Annotated in this window: 16 protein-coding genes; 6 read left to right on the forward strand and 10 right to left on the reverse strand. The window is 63.3% G+C overall.

The window, feature by feature from the left end; all coding sequences use genetic code 11:
• Positions 1–26: 26 nt before the first annotated feature.
• The gene (gene typA / locus ACXJKO_RS03025) at positions 27–1,853 is read left to right on the forward strand and encodes a translational GTPase TypA (RefSeq protein WP_457089595.1); all 1,827 of its coding nucleotides are present in this window, start codon (positions 27–29) and stop codon (positions 1,851–1,853) included.
• Between the two features lie 105 nt (positions 1,854–1,958).
• The gene (locus tag ACXJKO_RS03030; protein WP_457089596.1) at positions 1,959–2,579 is read left to right on the forward strand and encodes a glutathione S-transferase family protein; all 621 of its coding nucleotides are present in this window, start codon (positions 1,959–1,961) and stop codon (positions 2,577–2,579) included.
• An 87-nt stretch (positions 2,580–2,666) separates the two neighbouring features.
• Here the strand turns inward: ACXJKO_RS03030 and ACXJKO_RS03035 are convergent, their stop codons facing one another.
• From ACXJKO_RS03035 to ubiE, 9 genes are all read right to left on the reverse strand, one after another.
• Positions 2,667–2,828, reverse strand: coding sequence for a hypothetical protein (locus ACXJKO_RS03035; RefSeq protein ID WP_457089597.1), 162 nt, complete (start codon positions 2,826–2,828; stop codon positions 2,667–2,669).
• Between the two features lie 33 nt (positions 2,829–2,861).
• Positions 2,862–3,080, reverse strand: coding sequence for a hypothetical protein (locus ACXJKO_RS03040; RefSeq protein WP_457089598.1), 219 nt, complete (start codon positions 3,078–3,080; stop codon positions 2,862–2,864).
• A 12-nt stretch (positions 3,081–3,092) separates the two neighbouring features.
• Entirely contained in the window at positions 3,093–3,449 is a 357-nt protein-coding gene (locus ACXJKO_RS03045) for a hypothetical protein (RefSeq protein ID WP_457089599.1), read from the reverse strand.
• Positions 3,450–3,593: 144 nt separating this feature from the next.
• Positions 3,594–4,571: a cysteine synthase A gene (gene cysK / locus ACXJKO_RS03050; protein ID WP_457089600.1), complete on the reverse strand. Its 978-nt coding sequence runs from the start codon at positions 4,569–4,571 to the stop codon at positions 3,594–3,596.
• A 74-nt stretch (positions 4,572–4,645) separates the two neighbouring features.
• A complete protein-coding gene (locus tag ACXJKO_RS03055; protein WP_457089601.1) occupies positions 4,646–5,095 on the reverse strand; it encodes an RrF2 family transcriptional regulator in 450 nt (149 codons plus the stop codon).
• Positions 5,092–5,559: a dUTP diphosphatase gene (dut, locus tag ACXJKO_RS03060; protein ID WP_457089602.1), complete on the reverse strand. Its 468-nt coding sequence runs from the start codon at positions 5,557–5,559 to the stop codon at positions 5,092–5,094. Before dut ends, ACXJKO_RS03055 begins: the two co-directional genes overlap by 4 nt.
• Entirely contained in the window at positions 5,556–6,761 is a 1,206-nt protein-coding gene (gene coaBC / locus ACXJKO_RS03065) for a bifunctional phosphopantothenoylcysteine decarboxylase/phosphopantothenate--cysteine ligase CoaBC (RefSeq protein WP_457089603.1), read from the reverse strand. Before coaBC ends, dut begins: the two co-directional genes overlap by 4 nt.
• On the reverse strand, positions 6,758–8,332 hold the full coding sequence (gene ubiB, locus ACXJKO_RS03070) for a 2-polyprenylphenol 6-hydroxylase (protein WP_457089604.1): 1,575 nt from the start codon (positions 8,330–8,332) through the stop codon (positions 6,758–6,760). The genes coaBC and ubiB overlap by 4 nt, the downstream gene beginning before the upstream one ends.
• A 3-nt stretch (positions 8,333–8,335) precedes the next feature.
• On the reverse strand, positions 8,336–9,085 hold the full coding sequence (gene ubiE, locus ACXJKO_RS03075) for a bifunctional demethylmenaquinone methyltransferase/2-methoxy-6-polyprenyl-1,4-benzoquinol methylase UbiE (RefSeq protein WP_457089605.1): 750 nt from the start codon (positions 9,083–9,085) through the stop codon (positions 8,336–8,338).
• Between the two features lie 99 nt (positions 9,086–9,184).
• Between ubiE and mutM the strand changes: the two genes are divergently transcribed.
• The 4 genes from mutM (at position 9,185) to rpsT (ending at position 12,182) form a co-directional block, all read left to right on the forward strand.
• Positions 9,185–10,078, forward strand: a complete 894-nt coding sequence (gene mutM, locus ACXJKO_RS03080; protein ID WP_457089606.1) for a bifunctional DNA-formamidopyrimidine glycosylase/DNA-(apurinic or apyrimidinic site) lyase — start codon at positions 9,185–9,187, stop codon at positions 10,076–10,078.
• 91 nt (positions 10,079–10,169) lie between these two features.
• Positions 10,170–10,943, forward strand: coding sequence for an enoyl-CoA hydratase (locus ACXJKO_RS03085; protein WP_457089607.1), 774 nt, complete (start codon positions 10,170–10,172; stop codon positions 10,941–10,943).
• Between the two features lies 1 nt (position 10,944).
• A complete protein-coding gene (locus ACXJKO_RS03090) occupies positions 10,945–11,748 on the forward strand; it encodes a TSUP family transporter (protein WP_457089608.1) in 804 nt (267 codons plus the stop codon).
• A 167-nt stretch (positions 11,749–11,915) separates the two neighbouring features.
• Positions 11,916–12,182: a 30S ribosomal protein S20 gene (gene rpsT / locus ACXJKO_RS03095; protein WP_441984427.1), complete on the forward strand. Its 267-nt coding sequence runs from the start codon at positions 11,916–11,918 to the stop codon at positions 12,180–12,182.
• Between the two features lie 133 nt (positions 12,183–12,315).
• Here the strand turns inward: rpsT and ACXJKO_RS03100 are convergent, their stop codons facing one another.
• Positions 12,316–13,938, reverse strand: a complete 1,623-nt coding sequence (locus ACXJKO_RS03100; RefSeq protein WP_457089609.1) for an ABC-F family ATP-binding cassette domain-containing protein — start codon at positions 13,936–13,938, stop codon at positions 12,316–12,318.
• Positions 13,939–14,635 lie beyond the last annotated feature (697 nt).

A 14,635-nucleotide genomic window follows, 5' to 3' on the forward strand; every position in this document is an offset into this window, starting at 1 on the left:
GGCTGCTTTGCTTTGAAAGACCCCCTATGAAACTACGCAATATCGCCATCATCGCCCACGTCGACCACGGCAAGACCACCCTCGTCGACAAGCTCCTCCAGCAATCCGGCAGCTTCCGTGAGAACCAGCGCGTGGAAGAGCGCGCCATGGATTCGAACGATCTCGAGAAGGAGCGCGGCATCACCATCCTGGCCAAGGCGACCTCCGTCGTCTGGAAGGACACCCGCATCAACATCGTCGATACCCCCGGCCACGCCGATTTCGGCGGCGAGGTGGAGCGTATCCTGAGCATGGTGGACGGCGCGATCGTTCTGGTGGACGCGGCCGAAGGCCCGATGCCGCAGACCAAGTTCGTGGTGTCCAAGGCCCTCAAGATCGGCCTGCGCCCCATCGTCGCCATCAACAAGATCGACCGTCCCGATGGCCGCCATGTGGAAGTCGTCAACGAGGTGTTCGACCTGTTTGCGGCGCTCGACGCCACCGACGAGCAGCTCGACTTCCCAATCCTCTACGGTTCGGGCCGCAACGGCTGGATGGCCAGGGCGCCGGAAGGCCCGAGCGATGAGGGCCTTGGCCCCTTGTTCGACCTCGTGCTCGAGCACGTTCCCCCGGCCAAGACCGAGGAAGGCCCGTTCCGCATGCTCGGCACGCTGCTGGAAGCCAACCCCTTCCTGGGCCGCATCGTCACGGGCCGCATCAGCTCCGGCACCGTGAAGCCGAACCAGTCGATCAAGGTGCTCGACCGCGAGGGCAAGGTGGTCGAGACCGGCCGCGTGTCCAAGATCCTGGCCTTCCGTGGCCTTGAGCGCCAGCCCATCGACATCGGCGAGGCGGGCGACATCGTCTCCATCGCGGGCCTCGTGAAGGGCTCGGTGGCAGACACCTTCTGCGCGCCCGAGAACGACATTCCGATCCAGGCGCAGCCCATCGATCCGCCGACCGTGACCATGTCGTTCATCGTCAACGACTCGCCGCTCGCGGGCACCGAGGGCGACAAGGTCACGAGCCGCATGATCCGCGACCGCCTGTTCAAGGAAGCGGAAGGCAACGTGACGCTTAAGATCGAGGAGGCCACTGACAAGGACTCGTTCTACGTCTCGGGCCGTGGCGAATTGCAGCTCGCGATCCTCATCGAGACCATGCGCCGCGAGGGCTTCGAACTCGCCGTGTCGCGTCCCCGCGTGGTGTTCGAGAAGGACGAGGCCGGCCAGCTCCTCGAGCCCATCGAGGAGGTCGTGATCGACGTGGACGAGGAGCATTCCGGCGTCGTCGTGCAGAAGATGTCCGAGCGCCGCGCCGACATGGTCGAGATGAAGCCGTCGGGCGGCAACCGCCAGCGCCTCGTGTTCTACGCTCCCACCCGCGGCCTCATCGGCTACCAGGGCGAGCTGATGACCGACACCCGCGGCACGGCGATCATGAACCGCCTGTTCCATGCCTACGAGCCCTACAAGGGCGAGATCGCCGGCCGCCGCAACGGCGTGCTGATCTCGAACGACTCGGGCGAGGCCGTGGCCTACGCGCTGTGGAATCTGGAAGATCGTGGCCCGATGATGATCGAGCCCGGCTGGAAGGTCTATCAGGGCATGATCATCGGCGAGCACAACCGCGAGAACGACCTCGAGGTGAACGTGCTGAAGGGCAAGAAGCTCACCAACATCCGTACGACCTCCAAGGACGAGGCGGTGCGCCTGACGCCGCCGATCCGCATGACGCTGGAGAAGTCGCTCGCTTGGATCCAGGACGACGAGCTCGTGGAAGTGACGCCGAAGTCGATCCGCATCCGCAAGGCGGTCCTCGATCCGAACGACCGCAAGCGCGCCGAGCGCTCGAAGGAAGCGCTGAGCGCATAAAGGCTCGCGATCAACGACAACCGAAAGGCCGCCTCGAAAGGGCGGCCTTTTTCGTGCGCACGTCGTCCTCTATAAGCGTGGCCGCAACGAACATACGGATGCGTCATGCTGAAGATCCACGGCTATGCGGGTTCCATCAATGTCCGGAAAGTGCTCTGGACCTGCGTGGAGCTGGATCTTCCTTTCGAGCGCATCGATTGGGGCGGAACGCGACCCGTGACGAATCCTGATTTCCGGAAGCTCAACCCCGTCGGCATGATTCCTGTGTTGGAGGATGCGGGCCAAGTCTTCTGGGAATCGAACAGCATCGTCCGCTACCTCGCAGCCCGCGAAGGACGCCATGATCTGCTGCCTCATGCGCCGGCTGATCGTGCCCATGTCGAGAAATGGATGGACTGGCAGGTTTCCGACTTCAACAACACTTGGCGCTATGTTTTCCAGGCGACCGTGCGTAAGAACCCTAGTTTCCAGGACGAGGCGCAGATCACATCGTCCTGGGACAGGTTCTGCTCTGCCGTTCGCGTGATCGATCAGGAACTGGCGCGCACGGACGCCTACATCGCCGGGCCGCATTTCACCTGCGCCGACATCGTCATCGGCCTGTCGATCCATCGCTGGAAAAGCATTCCGCTGGAGAGGCCCGAACTGCCGCAGATCAATCGCTATTACGAACGCCTCTGCGAGCGCGAAGGGTTTCGGCTGTACGGACGCGATGGTGGTGTGTGAAAAGAGAGGCCACCCTTTCGAGGCGGCCTTTTTCGTTTCTCTGGAAACGTGTCACACCCATTCCGACAGGGCTGGTGACGTGGAAATCTATCCCTCAGCCTTGTCGCTCTGACCCTTCTTCGCACCCTCGCCCATCGGATTGGTGGAATCCTCGCCGGAAGCCTCAGGGTTCTCGCGTCCCTGCGGTGTCAGGCGCGGCGCATCGATATCCTTGTCGGTCGCTTGGTTGGATTTCTTGTCGGAAGTCATGAACCTGTCCTTCACATGATGAAGCATTGCGGCTCAGCCGCTGGATGAATCCGCTTCGCCGCCCTGTTTGTTGTCGGGAAGCGCACCGGTGCCGGGGGTGGAATCGGGATTGGTCAGCTTGGGGTCCGCATGCGGTCCGGCAGGATGCATGCCGGAGGGCGAAGACTTGTCGCCTGCCGGCTTACCAGAGTCGGAAGGCTTGTTGTCTTGCTTCGCATCGTCGGTGTGGTTGCCATAACCTGCATTGCCCATGACGTTCTCCTCTCACTTCTTATCTTTGCCGGTCACCGCAGTAGCGCGTTCGATGGCTTCCGCCGTCGCATCCTTGTCGTCAGGTGATAGGCTTGCATCGCTTAAATGCTTTGTGGTCTCGGGCGTTTCGGCGGCGGTGAGCTCGTCATGGCCATCTTCGCCCGCTTTGCTGGTCTGGCCCGTCTGGCCCTGACGGAAATTGTAGGCCTCGCCGCCAGGTTCGCTCCACACGCGGCGCATGGTGGCATTGCCTTCGGGGCCGCCGTCGCGGTTCGAATCGATGGGGCTGTCGATGCCGCCGCGCTGCTCATTGCGGATCTGGTCCGCCGATTGGTCTTTCAATGAATGTGGGGCTTTGCGCTCAGCCATGATGAACTCCTTGAAACATGAAACAGATGTCGTTGCTTGCAAGGAGAACCCGAGCCTGTCGGGGAAGTTCTGGCTACGCTTGACCATGGCGCAAACAAAAAGGGCGGCTCGTGAGCCGCCCTCGCAGGATCGATGAAAAGGCTCTCAAAGCCCTTCGAAAAGGGCCGTCGAGAGATAGCGCTCGGCGAAGGATGGCGCGACGGTGACGATGCGCTTGCCTTTGAATTCGGGACGGGATGCGAGTTCGAGCGCGGCCGCCACATTGGCGCCCGTGGAGATGCCGCCCGGAATGCCTTCGAGCTTTGCGAGCCTGCGCGAGATATCGAAAGCCGTCTGGTTGCCGATGGTGATGACACCATCGATCAGCGAGCGGTCGAGAACATCCGGCACGAAGCCCGCGCCGATGCCCTGGATCTTGTGGGGACCGGGCTGGCCGCCTGACAGAACCGGAGAATCCTCGGGCTCGACGGCGAAGACCTTCATGTTGGGCAGGCGGGGCTTGATGACCTGGGCGACGCCCGTAATCGTGCCGCCGGTGCCCACGCCCGCAACGAACGCATCGAACTGGCCGTTGGTGTCGTTCCAGATCTCCTCGGCTGTCGTCTTGCGATGGATGTCGGGATTGGCGGGGTTCTTGAATTGCTGCGGGATCACCGAATTCGGGATCTCGTTGAGCAGCTCCTCGGCCCGTGCAATCGATCCCTTCATGCCCTGGGGGCCGGGCGTGAGTTCGAGCTCAGCGCCGAGGAAGGCCAGCATCTTGCGGCGCTCGATGGACATGGTCTCGGGCATCACGAGGATCAGGCGGTAGCCGCGCGCGGCGGCGACGAAAGCCAAAGCGATGCCGGTATTGCCGGAGGTCGGCTCGATCAGGGTCGTGCCGGGCTTGATCTTGCCCGCAGCCTCCATGGCATCGATCATGTTGACGCCGATACGATCCTTCACGCTGGAGATCGGGTTGAAGAATTCGAGCTTCAGGAGAATTTCCGCATCCACCCCATGCTCCTTCGGCAGCCGGTTGAGGCGCACGAGCGGGGTGTTGYCGATGGTATCGGTGATCGAACTGTAGATGCGGCCGCGTCCGGGCTTGGTGTCGCCCTGTGTGTTGAGAGTATCAGCCATAAAATCCTCCTTGAGCAGAGGAGGATATTAGTCCTTCGCGCATCCCGTGTCGATAATTGACTGTATTTACATTTTTAAATCGTGAAATCAGCAGGAATAGACGATTCCACAACGGCTTCGGAATGCGCCCGGTTGCAGAGATCCTCGACCGTCACCTTGTCGAGCTCGCTCAGGAACGCCTCGGTGCCTCGGGTCACGAGGGGCGCGACCACCGCCTCGGCAAGACGCGATTCCGGCAGGGGTGAGGCGGCATCGTCCTCCAGGGCCGACATGGCGATGCGCACGATGTCTCCCGCCGTGATCCGCCGCCGCTCGCGGGCAAGCTCGTAGCCGCCACGCGGACCCCGAACACCCTTCAGGATGCCTTGGCGCACGAGCGCCTGGAGCACCGGCTCAAGGTATCGCGGCGGCAGGTTATGACGGGCGGCGAGGGCCTTCGCGGAGACCGGCGACGGGCGCGCATGGAGCGCGATATCCGTGACGGCGGCGATGGCCAGAAGGGAACGGCGCGAGAGGAAGTTCATGATCTGCCCTGCCCCAACCCTGTCGATCCGAACCCGCCGGCGGCACGGCTGGTTTCATCGACCGCTCCCACTTCCACCAGCTCGACCATCGTCACCGGCGCCACGACCATCTGCGCGATGCGCATGCCACGCGTGATGTTGAAGGGCTCCTGTCCCAGATTGACGAGCAGCACCTGAACCTCGCCGCGATAATCCGCATCGATGGTGCCGGGCGCATTGAGAACCGTCACGCCATGCTTGAAGGCGAGGCCTGAACGCGGCCGCACCTGGGCCTCGAAGCCCTGCTCCAGCTGAATGATGAGACCCGTGGGAACAAGCCTGCGCTCCATCGGCGCGAGTACCACGGGCACATCCGCTGGATTGGCGGCCATGAGATCCATGCCCGCAGCGCCCGCCGTTTCATAGCGAGGCAAAGGCAGATCCGCGCCGTGTGGAAGGCGCTGAACGCGCAGCACATGGTTCATGGCTTCGCGCCTCCGCTCAGATGCGTGATCAACCTCTGCGCCACTTCGGTTTTCGAGGCCGTGGGCCAGGTCTCAACGCCCGATGCGGTGACGAGATGAACCGTATTGCTGTCTCCGCCCATGATGCCGGTTTGCGGCGACACATCATTGGCGACGATGAGATCGCAGCCCTTCTTCGCAAGCTTCTGCTTGGCATGCTCGATCACGTTCTCGGTCTCCGCCGCAAATCCCACCATAAGCGCTGGACGGTTCTGCGAGAGATGCGAAATCGTGGCAAGGATGTCGGGATTTTCCGTCAGAGACAGATTCGGCAGCGCGCCGTCCTTCTTCTTGATCTTCTGCTCGCCCGCATTGGCCACGCGCCAATCGGCGACGGCGGCGGCGAAGATGCCGATATCGGCGGGCAGGGATTTCTGGACCGCCTCCAGCATCTCGCGCGCGCTTTCCACATGCACGGTGGTGACGCCCTTGGGGTCGGGCAGTTCAACGGGACCGGAGATCAGCGTGACCCTAGCGCCCGCATCCGCTGCCGCTTTAGCGATGGCGTGACCCTGCTTTCCGGAAGAACGATTGGCGATATAGCGCACGGGATCGATAGGCTCGTGGGTCGGACCCGATGTCACGATCACATGCTTGCCCGCAAGCGGACCCGATGGTGCCAGCAGCTTCTCGACGGCGGCTGCGATTTCAAGCGGCTCCGCCATGCGACCAGGGCCGAACTCGGCCTCCGCCATCGCGCCATCATTGGGGCCGACGGTGTGAACGCCATCGCCCTGAAGGGCGCTGAGGTTGCGCTGGGTTGCCGGATGCAGCCACATGCGCACATTCATGGCGGGCGCGATCAGAATCGGCAGCGTGGTGGCCAGAAGCACGGTGGAGGCGAGATCATCCGCGTGCCCGCCCGCCATCTTCGCCATCAGGTTCGCGGTGGCCGGCGCCACGACCACGAGATCCGCATCGCGCGCCAGCTTGATATGGCCGATATCGGCTTCATCCTCGCGGTCGAAGAGATCCGTATGCGTACGCTGCCCGGTGAGCGCGGAGGCCGCGAGCGGCGTGATGAACTGCTGCGCGCCTGCGGTCAGGACGCAGCGCACCGACGCGCCGCGCTCGCGCAGGCGGCGAATCAGGTCGAGAGACTTGTAAGCCGCGATCCCGCCGCCGATGACGAGGAGGATGCGTTTGCCGGTGAGCGCTGTCATGCAAAACCTCTAGCCAGCATGATCATCAGCGAGACGGCGATAATCCACAAGGCCGCCACGCCCCAGCGGTTGCCCCGCGCCTCCGCGCGGCCGATGGCGGCGATGCTGTCCTGGTTGAGGGCAACGCCTTTCGCGGTAACGTCTTCGAGCTGGTTGAGCACCCGCTCGGCGCGAAGGGCCAGCTCCGGCAGGTCGCCGATGACGCCGGCGAGCGTCCACAGGCCACGGCCCGCCTGCTCCACACGGCCCAAGGGCCCGAGATTGCGCTCGATCCATTCGCGCACCACCGGCTCCGAGGTGGTCCACATGTCGAGCTTGGGATCGAGGTTGCGGCCCACGCCTTCCACCACGACCATGGTCTTCTGCAGCATCACGAGCTCGGTGCGCGTCGCCATGTCGAACAGGGACGTGATCTCGAAGAGAAGCGTGAGCAGCTTCGCCATCGAAATCTCGTCCGCGCGCCGGTCATGGATCGGCTCGCCGATGGCGCGGATGGCCTGGGCGAAATCTTCCACCGAGTGATGCGGCGGCACATAGCCCGCCTCGAAATGCACCTGCGCCACGCGCAGGTAATCGCGGCGGATGAAGCCTAAAAGAATTTCGGCGAGGAAGCGCCGCTCCTTCATGCCCAGCCGCCCCATGATGCCGAAATCGACCGCGACGAGGCGGCCTTCCGCATCGATGAACAGATTGCCGGGATGCATGTCCGCGTGGAAATAGCCGTCGCGGATCGCATGGCGCAGGAAGGACTGGATCACCGTGCGGCCCAAGGCAGCCCGGTCGAAGCCCGCGCGCTCGATGGCCTCGATGTCGTTGAGGCGAATGCCGTCGATCCACGTCGTGGTGAGAACATCGCGCGCGGTCAGGTCCCATTCGGGCTTCGGCACGCGGAAATCGGGGTCGTCCTTGGTGTTCTCGGCCAGCTCCGATACGGCGGCGGCCTCTAACCGCAAATCCATCTCGACGGAAACGGAGCGAGCCAGCGTCTCCACCACTTCCAAGGGCTTCAAGCGCTTTGCATCGGGCACCACACGCTCGAAGAGGCGGGCCGCCGCACGCATGGCCTGGAGGTCGCGGGCAAAGCCTTCGCGCACGCCGGGGCGCACCACTTTGACGGCAACGACCTCTTCGCCTTCCGGCGTACGGATGCGCGCCTTGTGAACCTGCGCGATGGAGGCGGCGGCCAGCGGCTCGCTGAATTCCAGGAACAGATCGTCTATGGGCCTGCCCAGCGCGATCTCGATCATCCGCACCGCTTCCGCGCGGGGGAATGGGGGCATACGGTCCTGCAACCGCTCCAGATCGCGCGCCGCCGCTACCCCGACGATGTCGGGGCGGGTGGCGAGAAACTGGCCGAATTTCACGTAAGAGGGGCCGAGCCTTGTCAGCGCCTTCGACAGGCGCGCCGCGCCGTCCTCGGGCTGGCCGCGCTCGATGAGGCGCGCGAGCCTCAGGCCCAGGCGAGCCGAAGGCGGCAGGACACTGGGATCGAAGAGGCCGAGCGCTCCTTCGCGGGCCAGGATGTAGCCGGCGCGCAGGTTGCGCGCGAGATGGACGATGCTGCCGATCACCGCTTAGATCTTCCAGCCGGAATGAATGGCCACCACGCCGGCGGTGAGCGGGCGATACGTGACGCGCTTGAAACCCGCCTCCTCGATCATGCGCGCAAACGCGGCCGGCGGCGGAAAGCGGCGGATGGATTCCACGAGATACTGGTAGGATTCCGCATCCCCGGTGACCATCTGGCCCATGCGCGGAATGACGTTGAAGGAATAGGCCTCGTAGATCTTGTCGAGCACAGGCACGTCGACCTTCGAGAATTCGAGGCAGAGGAAGCGTCCGCCCGGCTTCAAGACACGATAGGCCTCGCGCAATGCCGCGTCGATGCGCGGCACGTTCCGGATGCCGAAGGCGATGGTATAGGCGTCGTAAGTTTTCGACTCGAGGGGCAGTTCTTCCGCATTGGCCTCGACGAAATCGATGCGGCCCTCATAACGGTGGCCTGCCCGGTCCTGGCCGACCTTCAGCATTTCGCCATTGATGTCGAGCACCGTGACCCGGGTCTGCGGCCCGCCCGCATCGAGAATGCGGAAGGCGACGTCGCCCGTGCCGCCGGCCACGTCCAGATGGCGGAAAGGCCGGTCCTTGGGCGGGCGCAGGGTCGCGACGAGATCGCCCTTCCAGACCCGGTGAAGGCCCGCGGACATGAGATCGTTCATGATGTCGTAACGGCTCGCCACGGAGCGGAAGACCTCGTTCACGCGACCCTGTTTTTCGTCCAGGGGCACGGACTGAAACCCGAAATGGGTGTTCTCGTCGGTCATGATCCTCACAAACCCTTTCGTCGCATGTCGAAGGCGATCCATAGCGGAAGCGCGGCCAGATGGCTATGTAATGGCATCCAAGAACCGAAGAGATGGTTGATGCCTGAACTGCCCGAAGTTGAAACCGTGCGCCGGGGCCTGGAGCCCACCATGGTGGGAGCGCGCTTCGCCAAGGTGATGCAACGACGCCCCGACCTGCGCTTTCCCTTTCCCGATCGCTTTGCAGAGCGCCTGGAAGGGCAGGAGGTTAGGGCTCTGGGCCGCCGGGCCAAGTATCTGCTCGCCGATCTCTCCTCGGGCGAGGTGCTGGTGATGCATTTAGGGATGTCGGGCCGCTTTCTGGTCACTCAAGGTGGCGCCACGCAGATGCCGGGGGAGTTTCACCATGAGCATGGGGGCTCAAGCGCCCACGACCATGTGATCTTCGAACTCTCCAATGGGGCCAGCGTCACCTATAACGATGCCCGCCGTTTCGGCTTCATGGATCTGGTGCCCCGCTCCGAGATCGAAACCTGCAAGCATTTCGCAGGCATGGGCATCGAGCCCCTGGGCAATGAACTCTCGGGCGAGACCATCGCCACCCTTTTCGCCGGCAAGCGCACGCCCCTGAAAGCCGCCCTGCTCGACCAGCGGCTGATCGCGGGCCTCGGCAATATCTATGTATGCGAGGCCCTGTTCCGCACCGGCCTTCATCCAGAAGCCCCGGCGGGCTCCCTCGTCGACAAGAAGGGCCAGCCCACGGAGAAAGCGCGCCAGCTCGCGGACGTGATCCGGGATGTGCTGACCGAGGCCGTGAAGGCTGGCGGATCGACCTTGCGCGATCATGCCCAGGTGGACGGCACCCTCGGCTACTTCCAGCACACTTTCCGCGTCTACGACCGGGAGGGGAAAGCCTGCGTAACGCCCGAATGCACCGGCACGGTCGAGAGGCTCGTGCAGTCGGGGCGCTCCACCTTCTATTGCCCGCATTGCCAGAAACGGGCACGGGGTTAAGCCGAAAAGCGGAGCCGCATCGACCCGATTTCCCCTTGCCTCGAACCCCTGCCCTCGCCTACCGGTGGACGGCAATCGAGGAGATCCCGGCATGGCTTTTGAGACGATTCTCGTTGAAACGCGGGGCAAGGTGGGGCTGATCACCCTGAACCGGCCCCAGGCGCTGAACGCCCTCAACTCGGCTCTGTTGAACGAGGTGAATCAGGCGCTCGACACCTTCGAGGCCGATGCCGGCATCGGCTGCATCGTGGTCACCGGCTCGGAGAAGGCCTTCGCCGCCGGGGCCGACATCAAGGAAATGTCGTCGCTCGCCTATCCGCAGATCTATCTCGACAACCAGTTTTCCGGCTGGGAGAGGGTGGCGGGCCGACGCAAGCCGATGATCGCGGCGGTAGCGGGCTTTGCGCTCGGCGGCGGCTGCGAGTTCGCCATGATGTGCGATTTCATCATCGCCGCCGACAATGCCAAGTTCGGCCAGCCCGAGATCAAGCTCGGCGTCATGCCCGGCATGGGCGGCACCCAGCGCCTGACCCGCCTCATCGGCCGGGCCAAGGCCATGGAGATGTGCCTGACCGGCCGCATGATGGGTGCCGAGGAGGCCGAGCGTTCGGGCCTCGTGGCCCGGGTGGTGCCGCTCGCCGACCTCATGGCCGAGGTCATGAAGACGGCGGAGACCATCGCGTCCATGTCCCTGCCGATCACCATGATGACCAAGGAAACCATCAATCGGGCCGACGAGGTCTCCCTCTCCGAGGGCATCCGCTTCGAGCGGCGCCTGTTCCACGCCATGTTCGCCACCGCCGACCAGAAGGAAGGCATGGCCGCCTTCGTGGAAAAGCGCGCGGCCGAGTTCAAAGACCAGTAAATTGCCCGATATCGGCTTCGACATGATCGCGGCTTTGGCCGCGATCTCTTTTTTGGCGGGCTTCGTGGATTCCATCGCCGGCGGCGGCGGATTGCTGACCGTGCCGGCCCTCATCCTCGCGGGCCTCGGGCCGGCGGAGGCGATTGCCACCAATAAGGTGCAGGGCGCTTTCGCGGCGGCCTCCGCCACCTATACCTTCGGGCGCCGGGAGCTGATCGAATGGCGCAAGGCCTGGGGCTTTGCGGCCATTGCCTTCGCCAGCGGGATCGTGGGCGCGCTCTGCGTGCGTTTCCTGCCGGACTCCGTGCTCCAGACCCTCATTCCGGTGCTGCTGATCGCCATCGCCGTCTATTTCGCCCTGTCGCGGAAGCTCAAGGATGAGGATGCCCATGCCCGCATGACCACCCTCGCCTTCGGGCTCACCGCGCCTGTCGTCGTGGGCTTCTACGACGGCATCTTCGGACCGGGCGCCGGCTCCTTCTATATGCTCGCCTTCGTGACCCTGCTCGGCTACGGGGTGCTGCGGGCCACCGCCCATACCAAGCTCCTGAATTTGGCGAGCAACCTCGGCAGTCTCCTGCTCTATACCGTGGCCGGGGCCGTGGTCTGGCCTCTGGGGCTCGTCATGGCGGGAGCCTCGTTCCTTGGGGCGCAGGTGGGATCGCGGCTCGCCATGCGGCTGGGGGTCCGGCTGATCCGCCCGCTCCTTGTCTTCGTCTCGGCCGCGATGGCTCTCCGGCTCCTTCTGGACCCCGCGAATCCCTTGCGCCAAGCTATCCAGGGAGCGGTTACGGCGCTTTTTTGACGCGCAAAGGCTGACTGTCGTTGACGTTCCCGAGGTTCGCGTCTATAAGCCGCCTCACACGAGCCCGCGCGTCCCGCGGGCTCTTCGGTTTCCATTCATCATCCGATCGCTGACAGGGCCAATCACCGGTTCGTCGCGTCGGGGTTTAAAAGAACGAGGCTTTGGCCATGGCCAATACCGTTTCCGCCAAGAAGATGACCCGCAAGATTGCGAAGCGCACCGCGATCAACAAGTCGCGCCGCAGCCGCATGCGGACCTTCGTGCGCAAGGTCGAAGAGGCAATCGCCTCCGGCAACCAGACCGAGGCCGCTGCCGCTCTCCGCGCCGCCGAGCCCGAGATGATGCGCGCTGCCCAGAAGGGCATCGTGCACAAGAACACCGCTTCGCGGAAGGTTTCGCGCCTCACCAGCCGCATCAAGGCTCTGAGCGCCTAAATCTCTATAGGCGCTGCCCATACGGGCGGCGCCGAACTGATCGAACCCGGCCGCGAGGCCGGGTTTTTTCGTTTGGTGGTCAAGCATTGCGCCTTTCCCTCTCCCGCAAAGGGGAGAGGGAAAGGCGCAATCGTTAGTTCCGCAACCCCGGAGCTTCCTGCCCCGTCCTAGCGACGTATTCCGTATAGCCACCGCCATATTGATGGATGCCATCGTCCGTTAGTTCGAGCACCCGGTTGGAGAGGGCCGCGAGGAAGTGGCGGTCGTGGGAGACGAAGAGCATGGTGCCCTCGTAGCGTGACAGCGCATCGATCAGCATTTCTTTTGTGGCCATGTCCAGGTGGTTGGTCGGCTCGTCGAGCACGAGCAGGTTCGGCGGATCGTAGAGCATCTTCGCCATGACGAGACGCGCCTTCTCACCACCCGACAGGACGCGGCATTTCTTTTCCGCATCGTCGCCCGAGAAGCCGAAGCATCCGGCGAGCGTGCGGAGCGAACCTTGCCCGGCCTGTGGGAAGGAATCCTCCAGAAACTCGAACACGGTGCGGTCGCCGTCGAGCACCTCCATGGCGTGCTGGGCGAAGTAACCCATCTTCACGCTGGCGCCGATATTCACTGTGCCCTGGTCAGGCTCCGTGCTGCCCGCGACGAGCTTCAGCAGCGTGGACTTGCCGGCACCGTTGACGCCCATCACGCACCAGCGCTCCTTGCGGCGCACCGAGAAGTCGAGCCCCTCGTAGATGCTGCGGCTGCCATAGCCCTTGTGCACTTTCTTCAGGCTGATCACGTCATCACCCGAGCGCGGCGCGGGCAGGAAATCGAAGGCCACGCTCTGGCGCCGCTTGGGCGGCTCCACGCGCTCGATTTTATCCAGCTTCTTCACCCGGCTCTGCACTTGGGCTGCATGCGACGCGCGGGCCTTGAAGCGCTCGATGAACTTGATCTCCTTGGCGAGCATCGCCTGCTGGCGTTCGAACTGCGCCTGCTGCTGCTTTTCGTTGAGCGCGCGCTGCTGCTCGTAGAACTCGTAATCGCCGGAATAGGTCGTGAGCGAGCCGCCGTCGATCTCGATGATCTTGTTGACGATGCGGTTCATGAAGGCGCGGTCGTGCGAGGTCATGAGCAGCGCGCCCTCGAAGCCCTTCAAAAACCCTTCGAGCCAGATGATGCTCTCGAGATCGAGGTGGTTGCTCGGCTCGTCGAGCAGCATCACGTCGGGACGCATCAGAAGAATGCGCCCGAGCGCGACGCGCATCTTCCAGCCGCCGGAGAGGCCGCCCACGTCGCCCTCCATCATTTCCTGGCTGAACCCGAGGCCCGCCAGCACTTCACGTGCGCGGCCATCGAGCGAATAGCCGTCGAGCTCCTCGTACCGCGCCTGCACCTCGCCGTAGCGCGCGATGATCTCGTCGAAGTTGCCGGCCTGATCGGGGTCGGCCATCGCGGCTTCGAGCACTTTAAGCTCGGCGGCGACCTCGCTGACGGGACCGGCACCGTTCATCACTTCCGTGACCGCGCTGTGGCCCGCCATCTCGCCCACATCCTGGCTGAAATAGCCGATGGTGATGCCGCGATCGACGGAGACCTGGCCCTCATCGGGCTGCTCGTCCTTAGTGATCATGCGGAAGAGCGTCGTCTTGCCCGCGCCGTTGGGACCGACGAGGCCGACCTTCTCACCTTTCTGCAAAGTCGCGGAGGCCTCGATGTAGAGGATCCGGTGGCTGTTCTGTTTGCTGACGTTCTCGATACGAATCATGGAGTCTTTGAGCCTGAGAGAAATTTTGCGGCCTTATGCCATGCGACGCGCCCGCCGACGAGCATCCAGACTCAGGCAAATTGTCAGACCGGGTGCGACGGATGATACGTTGCGCCGACCGATCGGCGCGCGATGCAGCTGATGCCGTTCCCATGATTGCGCGAAATGCTTGCACATTCGCCGGCAAACAATGTCGGATGCAGCCCCGCAGAGTGTTCCAAAACAACATTCGCACGATGCTGAAAGCCTTGCTGTGCAAGACTTTCAAGCGCCGACCCAAATGGTGCGCCGGCTCATTCCTGCAAGCTGCAACAGCCACGTTTGTCGGCTAAAATTTTGCTCTCTTTTTATCCACACGCGAGCTTGACTTTATCCACGGATGARAGGGTGGAACATCGCCCGACAGGAATTCAAACCGCACATAAAAGCTGATGATTCTTCAGTAGCTTAGCAGGCAAAGGTTCATGAGGCATCCGAATCCGACGCGGACTCGACCCGAATCGATCCTGAATCAAGGTTGCGCGAAAACCTTTTTTCGAATCCTTGGACAGGCTGTGGTGGAACAGTGAATCAGTTGAAGAGTCAGGACTTTATCGCTGCGCACCAAAAGCTGTGGACGGTCCTGTGGAGGCTTTTTAGGGCTCGCGGGGGGCTTGAAGCCGATTCGATCGTATTGCGCGGCCTCACTCCGACTGTA

It is taken from the genome of Microvirga sp. P5_D2 (assembly GCF_054049475.1).

Coding starts and splice junctions, on each gene's coding strand:
- ACXJKO_RS03100 (WP_457089609.1), bottom strand. CDS start 13,938: ATGATTCGTATCGAGAACGTCAGCAAACAGAACAGCCACCGGATCCTC.
- ACXJKO_RS03035 (WP_457089597.1), bottom strand. CDS start 2,828: ATGACTTCCGACAAGAAATCCAACCAAGCGACCGACAAGGATATCGAT.
- ACXJKO_RS03040 (WP_457089598.1), bottom strand. CDS start 3,080: ATGGGCAATGCAGGTTATGGCAACCACACCGACGATGCGAAGCAAGAC.
- coaBC (WP_457089603.1), bottom strand. CDS start 6,761: ATGACAGCGCTCACCGGCAAACGCATCCTCCTCGTCATCGGCGGCGGG.
- ubiE (WP_457089605.1), bottom strand. CDS start 9,085: ATGACCGACGAGAACACCCATTTCGGGTTTCAGTCCGTGCCCCTGGAC.
- ACXJKO_RS03030 (WP_457089596.1), top strand. CDS start 1,959: ATGCTGAAGATCCACGGCTATGCGGGTTCCATCAATGTCCGGAAAGTG.
- rpsT (WP_441984427.1), top strand. CDS start 11,916: ATGGCCAATACCGTTTCCGCCAAGAAGATGACCCGCAAGATTGCGAAG.
- ACXJKO_RS03055 (WP_457089601.1), bottom strand. CDS start 5,095: ATGAACTTCCTCTCGCGCCGTTCCCTTCTGGCCATCGCCGCCGTCACG.
- mutM (WP_457089606.1), top strand. CDS start 9,185: ATGCCTGAACTGCCCGAAGTTGAAACCGTGCGCCGGGGCCTGGAGCCC.
- dut (WP_457089602.1), bottom strand. CDS start 5,559: ATGAACCATGTGCTGCGCGTTCAGCGCCTTCCACACGGCGCGGATCTG.
- ACXJKO_RS03085 (WP_457089607.1), top strand. CDS start 10,170: ATGGCTTTTGAGACGATTCTCGTTGAAACGCGGGGCAAGGTGGGGCTG.
- typA (WP_457089595.1), top strand. CDS start 27: ATGAAACTACGCAATATCGCCATCATCGCCCACGTCGACCACGGCAAG.
- ACXJKO_RS03045 (WP_457089599.1), bottom strand. CDS start 3,449: ATGGCTGAGCGCAAAGCCCCACATTCATTGAAAGACCAATCGGCGGAC.